Annotated in this window: 19 protein-coding genes; 16 read left to right on the top strand and 3 right to left on the bottom strand. The window is 59.9% G+C overall.

What is annotated here, in order from left to right; translation table 11 throughout:
- The first annotated feature begins 49 nt into the window (after window positions 1–49).
- The 12 genes from Q0G85_RS00475 (at window position 50) to Q0G85_RS00420 (ending at window position 10,741) form a co-directional block, all read left to right on the top strand.
- Window positions 50–871 (top strand): polyphosphate polymerase domain-containing protein, encoded by an 822-nt coding sequence (locus Q0G85_RS00475; RefSeq protein ID WP_297153574.1) that lies wholly within the window; start codon window positions 50–52, stop codon window positions 869–871.
- 89 nt (window positions 872–960) lie between these two features.
- On the top strand, window positions 961–1,659 hold the full coding sequence (locus tag Q0G85_RS00470; protein ID WP_297153570.1) for a DUF4956 domain-containing protein: 699 nt from the start codon (window positions 961–963) through the stop codon (window positions 1,657–1,659).
- Window positions 1,629–3,962 (top strand): carbohydrate-binding domain-containing protein, encoded by a 2,334-nt coding sequence (locus tag Q0G85_RS00465; protein WP_297153566.1) that lies wholly within the window; start codon window positions 1,629–1,631, stop codon window positions 3,960–3,962. The genes Q0G85_RS00470 and Q0G85_RS00465 overlap by 31 nt, the downstream gene beginning before the upstream one ends.
- An 898-nt stretch (window positions 3,963–4,860) precedes the next feature.
- Window positions 4,861–5,130 carry an AbrB/MazE/SpoVT family DNA-binding domain-containing protein gene (locus tag Q0G85_RS00460; RefSeq protein ID WP_297153564.1) on the top strand — a complete coding sequence of 90 codons (270 nt, stop codon included), beginning with the start codon at window positions 4,861–4,863 and terminating at the stop codon, window positions 5,128–5,130.
- Window positions 5,131–5,293: 163 nt separating this feature from the next.
- Complete coding sequence (locus Q0G85_RS00455; RefSeq protein WP_297153561.1) at window positions 5,294–5,545, top strand: hypothetical protein; 252 nt, start codon at window positions 5,294–5,296, stop codon at window positions 5,543–5,545.
- A 313-nt stretch (window positions 5,546–5,858) separates the two neighbouring features.
- Entirely contained in the window at window positions 5,859–6,077 is a 219-nt protein-coding gene (locus Q0G85_RS00450) for a hypothetical protein (protein ID WP_297153558.1), read from the top strand.
- On the top strand, window positions 6,074–6,319 hold the full coding sequence (locus Q0G85_RS00445) for a hypothetical protein (RefSeq protein WP_297153555.1): 246 nt from the start codon (window positions 6,074–6,076) through the stop codon (window positions 6,317–6,319). Before Q0G85_RS00450 ends, Q0G85_RS00445 begins: the two co-directional genes overlap by 4 nt.
- A 315-nt stretch (window positions 6,320–6,634) precedes the next feature.
- The gene (locus tag Q0G85_RS00440; protein WP_297153552.1) at window positions 6,635–7,117 is read left to right on the top strand and encodes a hypothetical protein; all 483 of its coding nucleotides are present in this window, start codon (window positions 6,635–6,637) and stop codon (window positions 7,115–7,117) included.
- 20 nt (window positions 7,118–7,137) lie between these two features.
- A complete protein-coding gene (locus tag Q0G85_RS00435) occupies window positions 7,138–7,695 on the top strand; it encodes a hypothetical protein (RefSeq protein ID WP_297153549.1) in 558 nt (185 codons plus the stop codon).
- Window positions 7,656–8,675 carry a radical SAM/SPASM domain-containing protein gene (locus tag Q0G85_RS00430; RefSeq protein WP_367116846.1) on the top strand — a complete coding sequence of 340 codons (1,020 nt, stop codon included), beginning with the start codon at window positions 7,656–7,658 and terminating at the stop codon, window positions 8,673–8,675. Before Q0G85_RS00435 ends, Q0G85_RS00430 begins: the two co-directional genes overlap by 40 nt.
- Before the next feature lie 178 nt (window positions 8,676–8,853).
- Window positions 8,854–10,443: a citramalate synthase gene (gene cimA / locus Q0G85_RS00425; protein ID WP_297153546.1), complete on the top strand. Its 1,590-nt coding sequence runs from the start codon at window positions 8,854–8,856 to the stop codon at window positions 10,441–10,443.
- 4 nt (window positions 10,444–10,447) lie between these two features.
- The gene (locus Q0G85_RS00420; protein WP_297153543.1) at window positions 10,448–10,741 is read left to right on the top strand and encodes a YerC/YecD family TrpR-related protein; all 294 of its coding nucleotides are present in this window, start codon (window positions 10,448–10,450) and stop codon (window positions 10,739–10,741) included.
- 113 nt (window positions 10,742–10,854) lie between these two features.
- On the opposite strand, the gene Q0G85_RS00415 is transcribed toward Q0G85_RS00420, so the two are convergent.
- Both Q0G85_RS00415 and Q0G85_RS00410 read right to left on the bottom strand, forming a co-directional pair.
- Window positions 10,855–11,484, bottom strand: a complete 630-nt coding sequence (locus tag Q0G85_RS00415; protein ID WP_297153540.1) for an NUDIX hydrolase — start codon at window positions 11,482–11,484, stop codon at window positions 10,855–10,857.
- Between the two features lie 175 nt (window positions 11,485–11,659).
- Window positions 11,660–12,109 (bottom strand): Hsp20/alpha crystallin family protein, encoded by a 450-nt coding sequence (locus tag Q0G85_RS00410; RefSeq protein WP_158048917.1) that lies wholly within the window; start codon window positions 12,107–12,109, stop codon window positions 11,660–11,662.
- 404 nt (window positions 12,110–12,513) lie between these two features.
- Here Q0G85_RS00410 and Q0G85_RS00405 point away from each other — a divergent pair, with 404 nt between their 5' ends.
- A complete protein-coding gene (locus tag Q0G85_RS00405; protein WP_297153537.1) occupies window positions 12,514–13,056 on the top strand; it encodes a metallophosphoesterase family protein in 543 nt (180 codons plus the stop codon).
- 301 nt (window positions 13,057–13,357) lie between these two features.
- Window positions 13,358–14,653 (top strand): ATP-binding protein, encoded by a 1,296-nt coding sequence (locus Q0G85_RS00400; protein WP_297153534.1) that lies wholly within the window; start codon window positions 13,358–13,360, stop codon window positions 14,651–14,653.
- 261 nt (window positions 14,654–14,914) lie between these two features.
- Here Q0G85_RS00400 and Q0G85_RS00395 read toward each other — a convergent pair whose 3' ends face one another.
- Window positions 14,915–16,354 (bottom strand): aminopeptidase, encoded by a 1,440-nt coding sequence (locus Q0G85_RS00395; protein WP_297153532.1) that lies wholly within the window; start codon window positions 16,352–16,354, stop codon window positions 14,915–14,917.
- Window positions 16,355–16,578: 224 nt separating this feature from the next.
- On the opposite strand from Q0G85_RS00395, the gene ngr reads away from it, so the two are divergent.
- On the top strand, window positions 16,579–17,187 hold the full coding sequence (gene ngr / locus Q0G85_RS00390) for a nigerythrin (protein WP_297153529.1): 609 nt from the start codon (window positions 16,579–16,581) through the stop codon (window positions 17,185–17,187).
- Window positions 17,188–17,402: 215 nt separating this feature from the next.
- Window positions 17,403–19,025 (top strand): lipopolysaccharide biosynthesis protein, encoded by a 1,623-nt coding sequence (locus Q0G85_RS00385; RefSeq protein WP_297153526.1) that lies wholly within the window; start codon window positions 17,403–17,405, stop codon window positions 19,023–19,025.
- Window positions 19,026–19,158: the final 133 nt, after the last annotated feature.

The raw sequence follows: 19,158 nt of genomic DNA, 5'->3' as shown, positions 1-19,158 counted from the left end.
TTTTGCGGGAGCGATTTTGCGTTCCCGCTGACAAAGGAGGTTGACACCCATGACGAGCTATCAAGAAGTTTTCGAGCGCAAGGAAGTCAAGTACCGCCTCGACGCGGCGCAGCATCATGCGATGCTCGCGGCGCTTGAGGGCCGCATGGCCGTCGACGCTTACGGCACGACGAGCATCGTCAGCCGCTATTTCGACACGCCCGACCGGGCGCTTATCGAACGCTCGCTCGACAAGCCGCTCTACAAGGAGAAGCTCCGCGTGCGCAGCTACGGGATTCCCGCCGAGGACGACCAGGTGTTTGTTGAGCTGAAGAAGAAGTACAAAGGCATCGTGTACAAGCGCCGTGTCGGCTGCTCGTATGCGGCCGCGCGTGCCTACATGAGCGGCATGCCCTACGAGCAGGCATGTTGCGAGTATCCGCTGCCTGATGCAATTTTGGCCGAGGCGTCGCTTTCTCCCCGAAGCCTCCAGATTGCGCGGGAGATCGACGCCTTCAAGGAGCTTTATTCCCCGCTGCGTGCGTCGATGGTGACGATTTGCGACCGTACGGCGTTTGCTCCTCTCGCGATTGGCGGGGAAGGCGAGGCGGCGGAAGTTCCCTCGACGCTGCGCATCACGTTCGACGAGAACGTGTCGTATCGAGACCTGTTCCAGGAGGCGCGTCTTGCGCGGGCCTCGCACCGCCGGCCTCCTGTAGGGTTCGGCGCTCCGCGCCCGCTTCTGCCTGCTGGCGAGGCGATTATGGAAGTGAAGTGCGCGGGTCCCTTCCCACTGTGGCTCGTCGATGCGCTTGATTGCTGCGGGGCGTACCCCTCGTCGTTTTCCAAGTACGGTGCGGCGTATCAGGCGAGCGTGCGCAAAGCGTCGTAGAGGGTGGGGCACCGCGGGGAAAGGCGACGTTCGTCCCGTCCACGTGAGCGACTCGTCGCTCGATAACCCCTCCTCAAGAAAGGATTCCCATGTCAGACCTTATGTTCTCGTCGGTGTTCGGAACCGCCGACTCGCTCGTTTCGTCGGTTTCGGCGTCGAGTTTCCTTCTGTGCTCCGTCGTGTCGATCGTCCTCGGCCTCGTTATCGCTGGGGTCTACATGTTCCGCCACCGGTACTCGAAGAACTTCGTGGTCACGCTGGCGCTTCTGCCGCTCATCGTGCAGATGGTGATTACCCTGGTCAATGGCAACCTCGGCGCGGGCATCGCCGTCATGGGCGTGTTCAACCTGGTGCGTTTCCGCTCCATTCCCGGCAGCGCGAAGGACATCGGCAGCGTGTTCCTGGCGATGGCCGTGGGTCTTGCCACGGGCATGGGCTTCCTCGGCCTAGCGGTGCTGTTCACCGCAATCATCGCCGTCGTGAACGTGGTTTACGTGCTCTCGCCCCTCGGGCGTCCGCGCGAAGCCGAAAAGACGCTCAAGATTGTTGTCCCCGAGGACCTGGAATTCGACGGCATCTTCGACGACATGCTCGACCGTTTCGCTGCTGAGCACGAGCTTACCGAGGTGACCACGTCGAACATGGGAAGCCTCTACACGCTGGAGTACACGCTGCGCCTTCGCGAGCCTGGCCTGGAAAAACGCCTGATCGATGAGGTGCGCTGCCTTAATGGGAATTTGAAGGTGACGCTCGGGAAGTGCGAGCTCAAGCCGCAGGGGGTGCTGTAGAGATGGAGAAGCGCACGGTTGAAAAGGTGGGCGCGGACTGCGGGAAGGGGCTCTTCGCCGACGCCCAGTCGCTCGGACAGTCCTCGCTGCGCTGCGGAACTCGCTTTGTGGGCGCCGCCGAAGAGCCCCGGTCGGGTCGAGGGGGCGAATCCTCCGACAGCGAGACTGGCCCCTCCGACAACGCCCAGTCGCTCAAACAGTCCTCGCTGCGCTGCGGAACTCGCTTTGTGGGCGCCGCCGAAGGGGCCTGGTCGGGTCGCGGAAGGTGTCTTGCGGCGCTCTGCATTGCCGCCGTGCTCGTCTTCTCGCTTTCGGGGTTGAGCGGCTGTTCGGGGACGGGTTCCTCTTCCGTGGCGTCGAGCGATGTTGCCGCAACGGCCGATTCAGACCCCTCCTCCTTTGAAACTATCGCTGCGACATTTGACGTTTCGGCGCTTGACCTGGACTATTCGAAGCGCGATTCGGATGCAAGCTACGATGAATCGTCCGCGACGCGAATCACGCTTTCGGAATCGTCCGCAAGCGTCAACGGCTCGGGCGTCGCAGTCGATGGGTCTACGGTGACCATATCATCGGAAGGAACCTACATTATCTCGGGCGAGCTTTCTTCGGGGCAGATCGTGGTCGACGCATCCGACGACGCGAAGGTCCAGCTGGTGCTCGCGGGGGCAACTGTCCGCAACGAGAATGGACCCGCGATTTATGCGAAGAACGCCGATAAATGCTTCGTAACCTTAGCGGATGGCACGCAAAACTCGCTTTCCGATGGCACCGACTACACGCTTGAGGACGACTCCGACGAGCCGTACGCAACGCTTTTTTGCCGCTGCGACCTCACCATCAACGGCACGGGGACCCTCAGCGTGACGGCGAATTACCGCCACGGTATCTGCTCGAAGGACGACCTGGTCGTCACGGGCGGCACGCTGAACGTGACGGCGGTCGAGGACTGCTTGCGCGGTCACGATTGCGTGAAAATCGCCGACGGTACGTTTAACCTGGTGGCGGGCGCTGACGGCATCAAGTCGAACAAGGACACCAAGGCGACGCAGGGCTTCGTGAGCATTACGGGCGGCACTTTCTCGATCAATGCGGGCGACGACGCGGTGCAGGCGAAAACCTACATCGGCGTTACGGGCGGCACCTTCAACGTGACCTCGATCGATGACGCCTTCCACTCCGACTTGCAGATGGCGATTGCGGGCGGCGATTTCGCGGTAAGCGCGGGCGATGACGCTTTCCACGCGGAAACCGTGCTCACGGTTGACGACGGAACCATCAACGTGACCAGCTGCTATGAAGGTCTCGAAGCGGAAAAGATATACGTGAACGGCGGCGATACGTCCATTGTGGCGTCCGACGATGCGGTGAACGCAAGCGCTGCCGACCTCTCGGACAGCTCGAACGATATTGAGGATGCTAACGATAGTGGTGCTCATGACGGGGGCGGCCCTGCAGCCAATGGCGAAATGCCGGGTGAGGGAGGCTCATCTGCGGGTGGAAGCCCTGCGGATGGCGGCAACTTCCCAGGCGGTGACCAGGGCGGATCGACTGGCCAGGTTCCGCAAGGCGGTGCCCAGGGGCAGGGCGGGGAGCAACCTCAAAACAACGCCCCGCAAAGCGAGTCGACCCAAGGTGGTGCGCCGCAGGGTGGCCAAGGCGGCATGCAGGACGGAGCTCCCCAGGGCGCTGGCAGCCAAGAAGACGCTCCCCAGGGCGCTGGCGATCAAGGTGGCGCCCCCGACGCAGATTCTTCCGACTGCCTTGTCCAGGTCAACGGCGGAACGCTTGTGCTCGACTCGTCGGGCGACGCCATCGACAGCAACGGCAGTGTGGAAATCACGGGTGGCACGGTGCTCGTGAACGGTCCGTCAAGCGACGGCGACGGTGCGTTCGACTACGACAGCGAGGCGACCGTTTCGGGCGGCACGGTGCTCATGATCGGTTCGTCGCGCATGGCGCAGAGCTTCTCGAGCGGTACGCAGCCGTTTCTCTTCACCACAAACGTGAGCGGTAGTGCGGGCGATACGGTTGCGATCACTGACGCAAACGGTAACGTGATTGCGTCGATAACAGCCACCAAGCAATTCGGCATGGTGCTGGCAAGTAGTCCGAAGTTTACCGAAGGCGGGGAATACTCCCTGGTGATAGGTGGAGTGCTGACCAGCACAGATGTGCATGGCTATACCGATTCCGGAACCGTTACGGGCGGTAGCTCGACTTCTGTAACCGCGAGTACCACGCCTTCGGCGAGTACGGGAGGCATAGGGGCAGGACCCGGCGCGGGCAGCGCTGTAAGGTAATCATTCCATAGTGCCTCTTTTCTCGATGTGCTACACTTCCCAGTGTTTCCATAGCTGCTACTGAGCAGCATCGGCGCGGGTTTCGTCTGGTAAAAACTTCGCCCGCGCCGGGCGTTTAGCGGTCCCGCTTGCGGGGCCGCGTTTCTTTCAGCAGGCGATATATCTCAATCGCTAGCATCAGAACCGCGGCGACCGCTTGCACCACCGCGGGGCCATTTCCATAGCTGCTCCTTCCTGGCCCTTTTTTGGCGCTTCCTCGACCTGCATTGGCCGCGCCTTGGGGCACCATGCCCCCGCGAACGCGCTTCCCTAGCGCCCTCGCGGGGGCATGCGCTTCTATCGCGCACGCCCCACGGGGCTCATGTTCCTAGCCCCACCTTCTTCGCTTCTCCTATTCCCCATAGCCGCGCGGGCCTCATCGCCGCGACTCTAGTGGTTCGTTCTGTGGAATGGCCTACGAATGAGGCGCAGGAAGAAGGCAACAACTCGGTGAAGGCGCAACCCCGCGGCGCGACGTGGTGCGGGCCTGCCGAGGTTGAGAATCGTGTCTCCTTCGTGACGCGGTGCGGGACGGCTGGGGCCGAGAGTTCGCCCCCCTTGGCAAGGTGCGCTTTTGGAGGGGGTCATGCCAGAAATCGGGCACTCTTCATCATCTCGGGGAGCGGAACGCGGGAAGTCGGGGAAGGCGACTCGGATGTCGATATTCGCTGACCTGGCCTTACGCCCGCATGCCGTTCGAGGTGATCCACCGGAGGGGGTGAAGATCGCCTCTCAAGGACCTCATGTTGATGAAAACCGCCCGATTTCTGGCAGGTTGGGGCCCTCTTGAGCGCAAGGGGGTTGCGATTCCGCGTCATGACGAGTTGATAAATGTCATGACATCCTGAAAGGAGTGGTCATGGACGCAGTGATGAAGGTGATGCGCAGCGGCAACAGCGAGGTTGTGGCACTGCCCGCCGCGTGGCGGCGCAAGCATGGGGTGACGGCGGGCGATTACCTCATAGCCAGTGAACTCCCAAACGGAAGCATCGTGCTCAAACCGAAGAGAGACGGGTCGACGGAAATAAAGGAACGTCTTGCTGCATTGCGCAAAGACAACGCACGCTGCACTGCTCTCGTCGATATGAGCATCGAGGAGGAGAAAGAGGCGGCGCATGAGCGTGAATAGCATCTTTCTTGACACGAATTTCTTGCTCGACGCCCTTGTCGAGGGTCGGCCACAGAGTGCAGAGGCCTTCGATGTCTTTTGTGCTATAGCTGACGGTGAGGTCGCTGGTCTCGTTATGCCAAGTCAGCTCGTTGACTTCTGCTACATCGCCTGAAAGGGAGGTATGTCCGACAAGAAAAGGCGAGAAAGCGTCGGGCTGATTCTGGATTGCTGCTCGGTTTGCGCAGTCGATCAATCCCTGCTTCGCGATGCGCTGCAATCCGATGAGCCGGACTTCGAGGATGGGCTTATCCGCCAGGCGGCAGAGGAGTTCGGGGCTGACTTTATTGCTACTCGAGACGAGAAAGGCTTTACGGGCTCAACCGTGCCGAAAGCCGAGCCTCGTGAGCTTGTCCAGCACCTTGCTTGTGATTAATGCGAGTCGCGGGAGTCTTTGCGCTCTCGCAGGCTTCTTTTATGCCGTCGTACAGGGCGGCCGCAGCAACTCCATTCATGGGCGGAAGCGTGTCGAGCGGGCGGTTTTCGCACCTGTACTATGGTGGGGACATGCGGCCGCTTCGGGCTGAGTATAGTGAAACCAACAGAGGGCGCGGCGAAGAGACAGCGAGTCATTAAGCGCTCCCCGCGCGCGGGCAAATCAGCGGGCCCCGTGGCGGACGCCTTTCGCGGGTGCTTTCCCGAACTTTAGGGATGGCCCTGGCTTCGCCGCTTTCTAGAGAGGGTTTGCGATGGCGGAATCGAAGAAGCGCACCGTGAAACGCACCGATGCGCAGCGAGCGGCGGAAAACAAGTACAAAAAGGCGAAGCAGAAGAAAATCCAGTGCAACTTCTTCCCGCCCGATTACGACTTGTACGAGTTCGCGAGAAACCGAGAGGAAAGCATGTCGGCATATCTGAAGCGCCTCATCCGCGAGGACAGGGAAAGAAGCGAGAACGGTTCGCAATGAGGCCGGTGCTGGATTTCCTGATTTTCATCTCGGAGCTTGTGCTGCTCGTGTGCGCCATCGCATTCGTCGCGACCGTGGCCAGGCTCGTCTTCTCCCTCGTCGCAGAGACCGTGTCGACGCGCTTTCCCAAGGTGGCTAAATTCGTGGGGAAGAACTATCGGTACTGGCTGCTCGCGATATTTGTCGTCATCTTCTGCTCCGGTGGGTCCGCGCTGCTTCTCTTGCTGCTCATTATTCTTTAGCGCGCAAACTGCGAGCGCCGCGAACCGCTCATGACGGAACACTTGCCGACCTGCCCGACGATAGAGAGCTTTCTTAGTTTTAACGCCGACTGCCTAGGTCTGTGCTCTTAGTCGAGCCCATTCGCGCCATATAAACGAATCCGGTTCTGGTATACGAGGATCCGAAGTAGTGAATTATTCGCACTTGTACTATGGTCGGGACATTCATCAACCTTGAGTTGAGTATGGTAAGCATAGCGAATTTGGAACGGCGGCGGCCGAGAATGTTGCCGTCTTTCTAGACGCGTTGGTGCTCATGATGCGAAGGGGATTCTCGTGAAAATCGTCAACCTAACCTGCCCAGGCTGCGGCGCTCGGCTTGAAGTCGACATGGATAGGAAAATGGCTTTCTGCAGCTATTGCGGTGCCGCCTTGCCGATAGACGACGAGATTCAGAAAGTCCAGCTCGACGGGGCAGAAAAGGCTGGTTACGAATTCGAGAAGGGTCGCCAGAGGGCTCAGGCGGAAGTGGCGCAGGCATCTTCGCGGCCTCAGCAGGCCTTCAATCAGCCAGCTTCCCAACCGGCGCAATATCAGCCGGCCTCTCAGACGCGCCCCTATCAGCCAGCACCTCAAGAGCCCCCGAAGAAGCGCAAGACGTGGCTGTGGGTCCTGGGATGGCTCTGCATTTTTCCCGTTCCGCTCACGATTATCATGCTGAACAAGAAAGACATGAGCAAGAAGGCCAGATACGGCATTATCGCCGCAGGTTGGATTCTCTATCTGATAATCGGGCTTGGCGGCGGCGGATCGAAATAAGGCCAAAGGAGGACCGAACGATGATGGATTTCTCGCTTACCAAAGAAGAGCTTGAAGAGAAGCTGCGCGCGTTGGAAGCGACGCGAGATAGCTTCGAGCCCGTCGGGATATTCGCTATGTGCTACTCGCCGGTGCGAATGATGCCGGACGCCGTTGTGTCGAAGACCTGCGAAGGCTGCGGGAGGCAGTTCGATGTGGCCGTTCGCAGTTATGGTGTCCAGAACGTGTTGAATGATTATCGGCGAGTGGCCAAGGACTTCCGCGATCTTGGCTATGACGCGCGGATTCTTTACTACTGCGACGAATGCGTGAACGAGCGGTCGCTTCTCGGCCTTGAAGACGAGTCGACAAACGTGTTCTTTGGCTTTAAGGCGAAAGGGGAAGAGGAGTATCGCTTGACGCCGCTCAATCAAAAGAGCTGCGACGACGCCGAGCTCAGAATGGTTCTCGAGTTCTTGATGGGCGTGAGAAGCTATCAGGAGCTGGACAAAGGCTATATCAGCCACAGTCTCTTTGATTCTGCCGACGACATCAAGGAGTGCATAGAGCGGGTGCTGGGCTTGGAGCCGGAGCGGTGAGGGGGCTACCCGATGTTGCAGCGGTGGAACTCACCTATCGCTGCAATCATCGTTGTATCTTCTGCTCATGTCCTTGGGAGGCGGACGCGCTTGCCAAAGAGCAGGAACTCGACGCCGATACATGGAGGCAGGCTTTCCGAGAAATCAGGAAGAGGGGTACTCATGTCGTGTCGCTCAGCGGGGGCGAGCCAACGCTGAGGTCTGATTTGCTTAGCATCATCGACGCCGCTCGATACGAGGGTTTGCACCCCTGTCTTGTCTCGAACGGTAGGGCGATGGACGAAAAAATGCTGCAGGAACTGGATGCCCGGGAGGTCAATCTGAGCATTAGCGTTCCCGGCATCGAGACGTTTGAGCGACAGACGGGCTACAACGGAGTCGAGCATGTGATGGGCCTTTTCAGGGCGGCGCGGCAGATGGGCATGAGGGTCGCCGCGAACATTGCGGTAACGAAGATCAACCTTCCCGAGCTCTACGAGACCATTGCTTACCCGTTGATCAACGGAGCATCTTATATCCTCCTCAACCGCTTTCTTCCCGGAGGGAGAGGCCTGGAAAACAGCAGGTTCTTGCTGGACAAGTCCGAAATCAATGAGATGCTACGCATTGCGGAGGAAACGCTGGGGAAAGCTGGCGCGCGCGGGCACGTGGGGACGGAGCTGCCCTACTGCGCGGTCGATGATCCCGCAAGTTTCGAGTCGCTTGGCATAAGCTATCAATGCGGCGCCGCGAAGTCGTTTTATGTGATTGACCCGAGCGGGTACGTGCGGGTGTGCAACCATTCGGAGCAAAGGCTTTGCAGCGTCTTCAACCTCGATGAGTTGGAGAACAGCGACTACTGGAACCTGTTTGCCGAAAGGGAATATCGGCCGCGAATGTGCGCTGGTTGTGAGCATGAGGGCATCTGCGACGGCGGTTGCCGCGAGGCGGCGCACGTATACGGCGGAGACGTTTCGGGCCCTGATCCGTGTCTTTGCTGATGGGCGGAGCTGCGGCGAAAACCTCTAGCTTCCTAACGGCTTACCCGTTCAAGCCGCACTTCATGTTTGACGGTTGCGCCTTCCCCGAATAACGCTCTTCCGCTCTAGTCTGTTAGAGTAGAATAGCCCGTGAACGAACGGCTATTCAATCGACATTTCCACTGGGGAGAGGCGGGGTTTGACTCAGCACATCTTCACATACGACTGCACCCTGCGCGACGGCGAGCAATGCGAGGGCATCTCGCTTTCACTCGACGACAAACTGCGCATTGTGGAGCGGCTTGACGCTTTCGGCATCGACTTCATCGAAGGCGGTTTCCCTGCGTCGAACCCGAAGGATATCGAGTTCTTCCGCCGCGTGAGGGAGATGCCGCTTGTCCATGCGCGCATCGCCGCGTTCGGGTCCACCTGCAAGAAGGGCACGCCAGCCGACCAGGATCAGGGCCTCGCCGACCTCATCGAGTGCGGTGCTCCCGTGGCGACCATCGTGGGGAAAACGTGGGATGCCCAGGTCACGCGCGCACTGCAGACCACGCTCGGCGAAAACTTGCGCATGATCGCCGACTCGGTCGCCTACCTGAAAGCTCACGGGCTCATCGTCGTGTTCGACGCCGAGCACTTCTTCGACGGCTACAAGGCCAACCCCGACTATGCGCTTGCGTGCATTCGCGCAGCGAGCGAGGCGGGCGCCGACTCCATCGACCTTTGTGAGACGAACGGCGGCGCGCTTCCCTTCGAGGTGGAAGATATCGTCGGCGTTGTCGCGCGTATGCTTCCTGACCAACAGCTGGGTATCCACTGTCACGACGATTCCGGTTGCGCGGTTGCCAATGCGCTTTCGGCCGTTCGCGCGGGCGCGCTGCAGGTGCAGGGAACCGTCGGCGGCATCGGCGAGCGCGTGGGCAACACCGACCTGCTCACCGCCATCGCTGACATGGAGCTCAAGATGGGGCTTCACTGCGTTGGCGCCGACAACCTGCGCGACCTCACGCGGACTGCCCAGTTCGTCGCCGAGACGTGCAACCTGTCCGTTCCCGCGCATCACCCCTACACGGGCGCGTCGGCGTTCGCGCACAAAGGCGGCCTCCACGCGAGCGCCATCGCGCGATTCCCGGAGGCCTACGAGCACACGAGCCCTCGAAACGTCGGCAACGCGACGCGGATGCTCGTGAGCGAGCTTGCGGGGAAGGCGTCGCTCGCCGCAAAGGCAAAGAGCCTGGGAATCGACCTTTCGGACGACGCGCGCACGCTCCAGGCGATTTTGGACGACGTGAAGGCGCGCGAGGCGCACGGCTACTCCTACGAGGTGGCCGATGGGTCGCTCGCAGTGCTGATCAGGCGGCATCTTGGCACGTACGAGCCCCATTTCCGGCTCGAGAGCTTCCGTGTCATCGTGGACGACCGGGAAGACACAGGCGCCCTCGCGAAGGACGCAGCAAGTGAGGCTACGGTCAAGATCCACGTGGGCGATCGCCGCATCGTTGCCACGGGCGAGGGCACGGGTCCTGTCGGCGCGCTCGACGCGGCGCTTCGCATGGCCATCACGGAGTATCTTCCCGAGGTCGCGAACATGGAGCTCACCGACTACAAGGTGCGCATCTTGGACGAGGAGGGCGCCGGCACGAGCGCTACGACGCGCGTCATCATCACGACGAGCGACAAGCGCGGCAGCTGGGGCACGGTCGGCGTGAGCGAGAACATCATCGAGGCATCGTGGAATGCGCTGGTCGATTCCATCGAGTACGGCCTCATACGAGCGAAAGGATAGTGCAATGAGCGAACTGAGAACCCCCGAAGTCGAGAGTCTGCTATCCGTTTTCGCTAAGCTAAACGATAACGACACGGTGTTTGCCCTGCTTGAGGACTTGTTCACGATTCGCGAGATTCGCGAAACTTCACAGCGTCTGGCCGTGGCCCGATTGCTTTCCTCGGGCAAGCCCTATTCCGCGATCGAAGAGGCCACGGGCGCTTCGGCGACGACGATCGCCCGCGTTTCGAAGTGCCTCTCCTACGGATCGGGCGGTTATGCCGCCGCGCTCGAGGCGCTCGGCGACAAGGAGGAATAGCTCGCGCGTCGCTGCCTGGTGCTCGGTGCTCGGCGCGCCATGCGTTTGGCGAACTTGGCTCGCTCGAAGCGCATGCAGAAACGGGCGGGCACCACGCCCCTCGCTAAGTAGCCCTAGCGTTCGGCGCGCGCTGCGAAGATTTCCAAAATGAGCTGGGCACGCGTCCCGATGAGCGTCTTGTTCTCATCGAGGAACCGGCGCACGTCGCCTAGGGGCAGCTGGAAGGGCGCTATGAGCTCGCTTTCCTCGGGCTTTGCGTTGCCCGCTTTCTCCACCTGGGCAAATACGATCTGAATCGCCTCGTCGGTCAGCCCTGTCGACGAGAATCCCGCCTGGGGCAAAAGGTGGATAGGCTCATCGACATCGGTGCGCAGGCGATACCCTGTCTCTTCGCGCAGCTCGCGATCTACGCATTCGCGGATACTCTCGTTAGGCTCCTTCAAACCTGCCGGAAACGCGATGCACCAGGAGTTCAGGGGATAGCGGAACTCGCGGATCATGAGCAGCGTGCCTTCGCGCGTTTCGCCCACGATGCAAACGGCGTCCACGCGCGGCGCCTCGCCGCGGGCATTCGCCAAAAGGCCCGCCCGATACGCCTCGAGCTTCTTGCGCGACGTGCTCTCGTACACGTAGTCGGTGCCGTCGGGCAGCTCGTAGGTGAGGATGTATTTGTTGATCCATCCCTCGCTGACCTGCTCGATGTTCTTCAGTTGCGGAATACCGCGGGTTGTTGCTGCGTTCATCTGCCCATCCTTTGCCATATCGTTGCTCGGCGCCATGATACACCAGGTGCCAGGCGAGAAAAAGAAAGCCCGCAAGGGGAGGTTCCTTGCGGGCTTTCGAGCTGGGCTTATCGGACGCGCCCAGCGTCAATCGGAGAAAAGAGAGGGAAAGGAAAATCGAGAGAGAAGGGAAAGGCTACGCGATGGCGATGGTCTTCTTCTCTTCGAGCTTGGGCTGAGGCTGCGGCTTGGGGACGTCGATCACGAGCGTGCCGTTCTCGAAGCGAGCCTTGATGTCCTCTTCCTTGACATCTTCGCCCACATAGAACGTACGGCTGCACTTGCCCTCGAAGCGCTCCTTGCGTACCCAGGTGCCCTTCTTCTCGTCGCCTTCGGAGGTCTCGGTCTTGGTCTCGGCGTTCACGGTCAAATAGCCGTCCTTGAGCTCCGCCTGGACATCTTCCTTCTTGAATCCGGGCAGGTCAATGGTCATTTCGAAGCCGTCGTCATGCTCCTTGATGTCGGTGCGCATCAGGGTGGAGGAAGACTTCGGCGCCGGGGTGAACGGGGTGTTGAAGAACGCGTCGAACGGATCGGCCATCAGGTCATTGAAGAAATTCCTACGAGTCGGCATAAGCATGGTCATCATTGTCATCTCCTAATAACGGGGGACGCGGGTTTTTGGGAATGGGCGGAAGCTTTCGGGCTGTGCAGGCTTGCGCGTCAGCGCGGTGGGCGGCAACCTTGTCGTGCCTGCGCGCTTGGCGGAAACCCTGCGGCGCCTTGCCTTCGCTCCTTCTCGGCGTCCCTTCTTTGTTCGACTATCGTTATAAGCTCCTCGTTAGCACTCGTCAATGGAGAGTGCCAGTTCGTCACAAACCTGACACATTTACTAGAAGGAAACTTGAGTTAGTGACGCTTAGATAATCGGAAGACGAATCATGGACGAGTGAGACCTGCTTCGCATCGCGATTGCGAACAGGTATTCTCGAATCTTCGCCAAACGAGTATCCTTTGCGGAGTAATGGACGAATGGAAGCGAGGCGTGGCATGGCTCGAATCGGCATCATCTCCGACACGCACGGCTTTTTGCCTGTTGAGGCTTTCAACGCGCTTGTCGATTGTGAGCACATTATTCACGCAGGTGATATCTGCAGCCCCGAAATCTTCCACGATCTGCAAGCGCTTGCGCCGGTGACGGCCGTGCTCGGCAATAACGATTTCAACGAGTACGGTTCCTCGGTGCGCCGCTTCGCCCACCCCGTCATCGACGGTGTACGCTTTCTCGTGGCGCACTACCCGCAAGATGTGCGCATCACGTTTGCGGGCTCGAGTGCGCTCGCGCCGGGCGATCCGTTGCCGAACGTGTGCATTCACGGGCATACCCATGTGCCCGAGATCGTGGTGGGGAAAGATGCGCGTCCGGCGGATTTGCTGTTGTGCCCAGGGTCGCCGACCAAACCCCGCGGGGGCTTCCCGCAATGCGTGGCGAAGATCGACGTGTGGGAGGGTCGCATCTTGCGCGCCTGGGTCGAGCGGACCTCGCGCGGTTGCCACTGCGGTGCGGTCGTGCTGCGCCACGATTTCGTGTAAGGCCAGCCGTATCCGCACTTCCGGGTCTGGGACAGGGGTCGGGTGATTTGTCTCAGTCGTGGGACAGGGGCATTAGGGAAAAAGCGACTCGTAGGATTAAGGGCGCGGGGCGCAGGGATCGGGCAATCAAACCTGCTTGTTTCATGCAAAAACCCGGTTGAGAACATTGCAAAATGCCGAATGAAATAGTTGCAAAATCACGGTTGAAAACATTGCGAAATACCGAATGGCAATGCGGTACAATAATGACCTGGAATAACGAAAAGGTCAAAAGCGAGCATCAACGGCGAAGGATGGCATCATGAGAAGAGCAAAAACCCTCACGCCAGAAGGCTATAGGCCTCGCCTGATCGAGCGGCGGCTTGACGCTCTGATGGAGGCGTTTGGCTGCGTTGAGATTAATGGTCCTAAATGGTGCGGGAAGACGTGGACGGCAATGTCGCGAAGCGCCAGCATGACCAAGCTTGATGACCCTGTGCAACGGGAAGCGGCTGAACTTGACCCAACGCTTGCGTTGCTCGGTGATCCCCCGCATCTCGTTGACGAATGGCAAGAGGTGCCTGAGGTTTGGGACGCTGCGCGTCGTTTTGTGGATGAGGCGGGCAATAAGCGCGGAATCCTTCTTTTTACGGGCTCAACCGCCTTGAAAAAGGATGAGCGCCAAAAGGTTCGCCATTCGGGAACCGGTAGAATTGCTCGCTTGTCAATGCGCCCCATGACATTATGCGAATCAGGTGATGGTGAGGCCATGGTGTCGCTTTCGTCCTTGCTCAACGGAGAAGCGGTTGTCCCCGCAAGAAAAGAGTCGGGGCTCCTTGATGTTGCTCGGTGGTGCTGCCGCGGCGGTTGGCCTGCAAATCTTGGTCTTTCCGACGAGGCTGCAGGCGAGACCGCGTCGCAATATATTCAGTCGGTGCTTGATGTCAATGTTATAGAGGAAGGCAGATCGCCTGCAATTGCGCTCGCTCTCATGCGAGCTCTCGCGCTCAACGAGAGTCAGGCTGTTACTTACAAAACCCTCGCAAAAGATATGTCGAATGGAGAGGCGGTGCCGACCGATGAGACGATAGCATCATATCTTGAGCTGTTTGATCGGTTGAACATAACAGAAGAGCTGCGTGGTTGGTCGCCCCCCATGCGTGGAAAGGCGCGCGCTCGAGTAAAGCCGAAGCGTTACTTCTGTGACCCATCATTGGCGGCGGCTCTTTTAGGAGCTGAGCCCACGAGACTTTTGCGCGACACGCAAACTCTCGGAATGCTATTCGAAAATTTGGTCATCCGCGATTTGCGCGTATTCCTCTCCTCTTATTCGGGTATAGGGAACGAACTATTCTACTACCGAGATAATACTGGTCTTGAAGTCGATGCAATCGTGGAATGCGGTGGCGTCTGGGGAGGTGTCGAGATCAAGCTGTCTGACACCAAGGCCGACGAGGGGGCAAAGTCCCTGCTTTCGCTTCGTGACAAGGTTGCGTTGAATCCCGCAGCCAAAAACGCAGAGCCAGCATTTTTGGCAGTGGTGGTTGGCCGTGGAAGCATAGCATATCAGCGCGACGATGGCGTGTGCGTGATTCCTGCAGCGATGCTTGGTGCTTAAAGATGTTTCTCGTGTTTCAAGTAAGTGAATGCGAGTCGGGATATTATCATGATTCGCTTGCTCTCCCCTGCGAATCTAAAACGGGCTGCTCAGCCTGACTGAGCAGCCCGTTTCGTTCCGCGGCATGCCTGTGGGCTGGCCTTCGCCGCAGGCGTGTTCAGTTCGCCGGCAAGTCTGGCAGCCAGCTTCCCGCTCAGCGGACGCCACCACCTGTCGGCGGCAGCGTCCCTCGCTTCGCGGCCGCCGACAGCCTTCTCGCCTTTATGCGTTCTTTAGAAACGCCAGGTAGCCTTTGTAGGCCTCGTAGATATCGGCCTTGCTCGTCACTTCCCAAGGCGCGTGCATGGAAAGCACGGCGACGCCCGAGTCGATGACGTCCATGCCGTACTTCGCGGGCAGGTACGCAATCGTTCCGCCGCCGCCCGTATCGACTTTGCCCAGCTCAGCGGTCTGGAACGACACGCCCGCGTCGTCCATCACGCGACGTACGCGCGCCACATATTCCGCGCTTGCGTCATTGCTGCCGCTCTTCCCGCGGGCGCCCGTGTATTTGTTGAACACGAGTCCGCGCCCGAGAAACGCCGCGTTCTTCGGCTCGAACACGCTCGCGTAGGCGGGGTCAAAGCCGGCCGAGACATCGGAAGAGAGCATGCTCGACGCGGAAAGAGCACGTCGCAGCGGGAGCATCCCGCCTTCGCCGGCAAGTTCCATAATCTCGGCGATGGTGTTCTCGAAGAAGTTCGACGCCATACCGGTGGCGCCCACGCTGCCGATCTCCTCCTTGTCGACGAGTACGGTAACAGCCGTCTTCGCCAGATTCGCTGGCGCCTCGAGCTGCGCGACGAGTGAGGTGTAGGCGCACACGCGGTCGTCCTGCCCGTAGCCGATGACCATGCTGCGGTCGAATCCCAGCTCACGGGCACGTCCTGCTGGCACCATCTCGATTTCCGCGGAAAGGAAGTCCTCTTCCTCGATGCCGTACTTGTCAGCCAGAAGCTTCAGCGCAAAGGCCTTCACCGGCTCCTTGGCGACGTCTTTATTCTCAGTGTCCTTGCCTTTCGCGTCCTCGCCGTCCTCGCCTTCGCCATTGATGGAAAGCGGGCGGTTGCCGATGAGGATGTCTAAGTCCTCGCCTTCGACAATCTTGTTGCCCTTCTTGTCCATCTGCTGGCTTGCAAGGTGAATGAGCAGGTCAGACACGCAGAAGACGGGATCTTCCTCGTCGTCGCCCACATTCACGTCCACGACCGTGCCGTCCTTCTTCGCGATGACGCCCTGCATGGCGAGCGGGAGGGTAACCCACTGGTAGTTCTTGATGCCGCCGTAATAGTGCGTGTCCAGCAGCGCGAAACCGTTGCTCTCGTAGAGCGGGTTCTGCTTTAGGTCGAGGCGCGGGCTGTCGATGTGCGCGCCCAGGATGTTCATGCCCTCGCTTAAAGGCTTGCTGCCCAGCTGCACCAGGATGAGGGCCTTGCCGTGGGAGTGCGCCCATACCTTGTCGCCCGCAGAAAGCGCGCGCCCTTCGCGGACGGCGTCGGCGAGCGAGACGTAGCCCGCTTCCTCTGTCATGCGGATGGCGGTCGCAGCGCAGCGCCGCTCGGTTTTGTTCTCCGAAATGAAGTCGATGTAATTGCTGGCCAGTCCCTCAAGAGCCTCGAGGTCGACCTCGTCGTATTTCTTCCAAGCTACTTCGTGTTCCATGTCCTTCAGCCTTTCGTGTTGTCCAAGGCGTATCGTGATGCGGCCAATTATAGTGCACGACGCCTGCGCCTCGGCGGATGTGAACGTTCTGCGAATTGCAAGCGAATGCGGCTTGCGCGACTTGCGAACAGGTCGGGAACTGAGTATAGTTCCTTATTGAGATAAATTCTCAATAAGACGAGGTTAACAAAACAGTTAGCAAGAACAATTGAGAGGGGCACGTTATGAACCTTCGCACCGAACTTCCTACCGCTGAGAACTCCAGCAACTTCAACGCTGTTGCCGACGCCGCCACCAAGGCGGGCACCACGCTCGAGAACCTGAAGGCCGCCGTCGCTGGCGAGACCGGCGCTTCTGCCAAGTACGCCGCCTTCGCCAAGGCCGCGAAGGAGCAGGGCTTCGACCAGCTCGCACGCCTGTGGGAGGCTACCTCTGCCGCCGAGCAGATTCACATCAACCTCGAGGCTTCCCTGGTTGAAGCCGAAGATCCCTCCTACGTCCGCCCGACCGCCGAGGCTCCGGCTCCCGAGGCTATCGACCTCAACCTGATCGCCTCCGCCAACGGCGAGATCTTCGAGACCTCCGACATGTACCCCACCTTCATCAAGAAGGCGCAGGAAGAGGGCCACGCCAAGGCTGTCAAGGTGTTCACCAAGGCAAAGCTCGCCGAGGCTGTTCACGCTGAGAAGTACCTCGAGGCTTACAACAACATCGACGCCGCTGATGACGACGCGTACTACCTCTGCCCGGGCTGCGGCTACATCCACAAGGGCGAGGATTTCGAGAAGTGCCCGATCTGCGGCGCTCCGAAGGCGAAGTTCCAGCGCTTCTAGTCGCATGGTTTGACGCGCGTGACTCGCGGCGAGCGGGCTGCCGCAGTGTCATGCGAGCGCGAGCGCACCCCGCGCGTTCCACGTGAAACACACGAAGCCGAGTCCTCCCGGGGGCTCGGCTTCTTGGCTTTCTGTGCAAATTGGCGAAGTGCGAAGAAGACGCTTCTATAATCCTTGGATGAGACACGACACGAAGGGACAGCACGCGCGATTCCATGGCATTCGACCCGAATAAATTTTTCCTCACACGCGCTATCAACGGTTGGTGCAACCGTCTTTTGGGGGCGGTAACCGAAGGCGAGCTCGCCGATCAGCCGGCCGAGTATGCCTCGCACCGCACGACGCGCGACTATATATGTAACACAATCGGCACGAGCGCGTGGGGCATGGTGTTCCCCGTCCTCACCATCGTGGTGACGCAGCTTGCGGGCGTGGAGCTCGCCGGCATGTTCTCGCTTGCATTCGTGACGGGCTCGCTGCTCATGATCCTCGCGAATTACGGCGTGCGCACCTACCAGATTTCCGACTTGGACGAGGCGCATTCGTTCTCGGATTACCAGATCAACCGTTGGATCACCTGCGCGGCGATGCTCATCGTCGGGTGGATATATTGCGCCATCAGGGGATACGCGGGCGAAATGTTCACGATCAGCATGGGCGTGTACGTCTACAAGATGGTCGATGGCTTAGCCGACGTCTACGAGGGACGCCTTCAGCAGAAGGACAAGCTCTATCTCGCGGGTATCTCGCAGGCATTCCGTTCGGTGCTCGTGCTTGTGGTGTTCTCCGTCGCGCTGTTCATCACGCGCAGTGTCAGCGTTTCGTGCATCGCCATGGCCGTCGCCGCTGGCATTTCGTTCATCGTGCTCACCTTGCCGCTTGCCATTTGGGAAACGCCCAGGTCGGCGCGCGTGAACTTCGACAGCGTCGTCACGCTGTTCAAACAGTGCGCCCCGTTGTTCGTAGCGCTGTTCCTCTACTCGCTCATCGACAACATGCCGAAGTTCGTCATGGAGGGCGTGCTTTCCTACGACAACCAGCTCTACTACAACGTACTCTACTTCCCGGCCATGGGCATCCTACTCACCGCGCAGCTTATCTACAAGCCGATGCTCGTGAAGATGGCCGCCGTGTGGGCCGACCCCGAAAAGCGCAAGCGATTCGACATGATCATCGTGGTGATCGTGGCGGTGATTTTGGGCATTACCGTCGCGATGGCGTTCATCATGGGATGGATCGGCATCACGATTATGAGCTTCCTTTACGGCATCGATTTCGAGCAGTTCCGCGGACTCGTTTTCATCATGCTTGCCGCCGGCGGCGTGACCGCTTGCATCGATTTCCTCTACCAGGTGGTCACGGTGTTGCGCCAGCAGCGTACGGTGACGAAGCTTTACCTGATCACGTTCGGGTTCTCGCTGTTCGTGCCGGTTTTGCTGGTGAATTTCACGGGGCTGCCGGGTGCCATCATCGGGTATCTCATCGTGATGTGCATCCTGCTTGTGCTCCTGGTCTGGGAATATGGCAAGGTTCGTATGGCTTTGGCCGAGCGAGATAAGCAGGAAGCCGCCGCGCACGCAACGCGCGTGGTTGGGCACGTTGTGACGACCGGGGAAGACTCCGTCGAGCGCGAGGGTTCCGAGCGCCGCGCTGCCGCTTCGGGCGAGCGAGCTGAGGGGCCCGCGCGTGATGGGGAAGGTGCTGCTCGCGAGCGGGAAAGCCGCGCACGGGAGCGTGGGGAATCCGGCCGTTCGCGCGAGCGCGAGGGGTCCGCGCGTCGGCGCCGTGCCCGCGACACCTCAGCCAAGCCTCGCACGCCGCGCTCCCCACGTCGCTAGGTTGCGCCGCGCCGCGTCCTCCGTTCGGCTTTGCGCCTCTTCCCGCGTAGGTAGGCCGCGTCGCGCTCCCCTTCCCCCGTTCGCGCGTTTCGACTTGCGGGAATTTCTCCGAAAACGCGGGTATTTCGCCGTT

The organism is uncultured Ellagibacter sp. (assembly GCF_934617235.1).
Taxonomy (GTDB): domain Bacteria; phylum Actinomycetota; class Coriobacteriia; order Coriobacteriales; family Eggerthellaceae; genus Ellagibacter.
Note: the sequence above shows the minus strand (reverse complement) of the source record. Positions and strands in the feature narration are given on the sequence as shown.

Bases quoted from the DNA above. Each gene is read 5' to 3' on its own strand.
- Q0G85_RS00475 (WP_297153574.1), top strand. From the start codon at position 50: ATGACGAGCTATCAAGAAGTTTTCGAGCGCAAGGAAGTCAAGTACCGC.
- Q0G85_RS00470 (WP_297153570.1), top strand. From the start codon at position 961: ATGTCAGACCTTATGTTCTCGTCGGTGTTCGGAACCGCCGACTCGCTC.
- Q0G85_RS00460 (WP_297153564.1), top strand. From the start codon at position 4,861: ATGGACGCAGTGATGAAGGTGATGCGCAGCGGCAACAGCGAGGTTGTG.
- Q0G85_RS00455 (WP_297153561.1), top strand. From the start codon at position 5,294: ATGTCCGACAAGAAAAGGCGAGAAAGCGTCGGGCTGATTCTGGATTGC.
- Q0G85_RS00450 (WP_297153558.1), top strand. From the start codon at position 5,859: ATGGCGGAATCGAAGAAGCGCACCGTGAAACGCACCGATGCGCAGCGA.
- Q0G85_RS00445 (WP_297153555.1), top strand. From the start codon at position 6,074: ATGAGGCCGGTGCTGGATTTCCTGATTTTCATCTCGGAGCTTGTGCTG.
- Q0G85_RS00435 (WP_297153549.1), top strand. From the start codon at position 7,138: ATGATGGATTTCTCGCTTACCAAAGAAGAGCTTGAAGAGAAGCTGCGC.
- Q0G85_RS00420 (WP_297153543.1), top strand. From the start codon at position 10,448: ATGAGCGAACTGAGAACCCCCGAAGTCGAGAGTCTGCTATCCGTTTTC.
- Q0G85_RS00415 (WP_297153540.1), bottom strand. From the start codon at position 11,484: ATGAACGCAGCAACAACCCGCGGTATTCCGCAACTGAAGAACATCGAG.
- Q0G85_RS00410 (WP_158048917.1), bottom strand. From the start codon at position 12,109: ATGACCATGCTTATGCCGACTCGTAGGAATTTCTTCAATGACCTGATG.
- Q0G85_RS00405 (WP_297153537.1), top strand. From the start codon at position 12,514: ATGGCTCGAATCGGCATCATCTCCGACACGCACGGCTTTTTGCCTGTT.
- Q0G85_RS00400 (WP_297153534.1), top strand. From the start codon at position 13,358: ATGAGAAGAGCAAAAACCCTCACGCCAGAAGGCTATAGGCCTCGCCTG.
- Q0G85_RS00395 (WP_297153532.1), bottom strand. From the start codon at position 16,354: ATGGAACACGAAGTAGCTTGGAAGAAATACGACGAGGTCGACCTCGAG.
- ngr (WP_297153529.1), top strand. From the start codon at position 16,579: ATGAACCTTCGCACCGAACTTCCTACCGCTGAGAACTCCAGCAACTTC.
- Q0G85_RS00385 (WP_297153526.1), top strand. From the start codon at position 17,403: ATGGCATTCGACCCGAATAAATTTTTCCTCACACGCGCTATCAACGGT.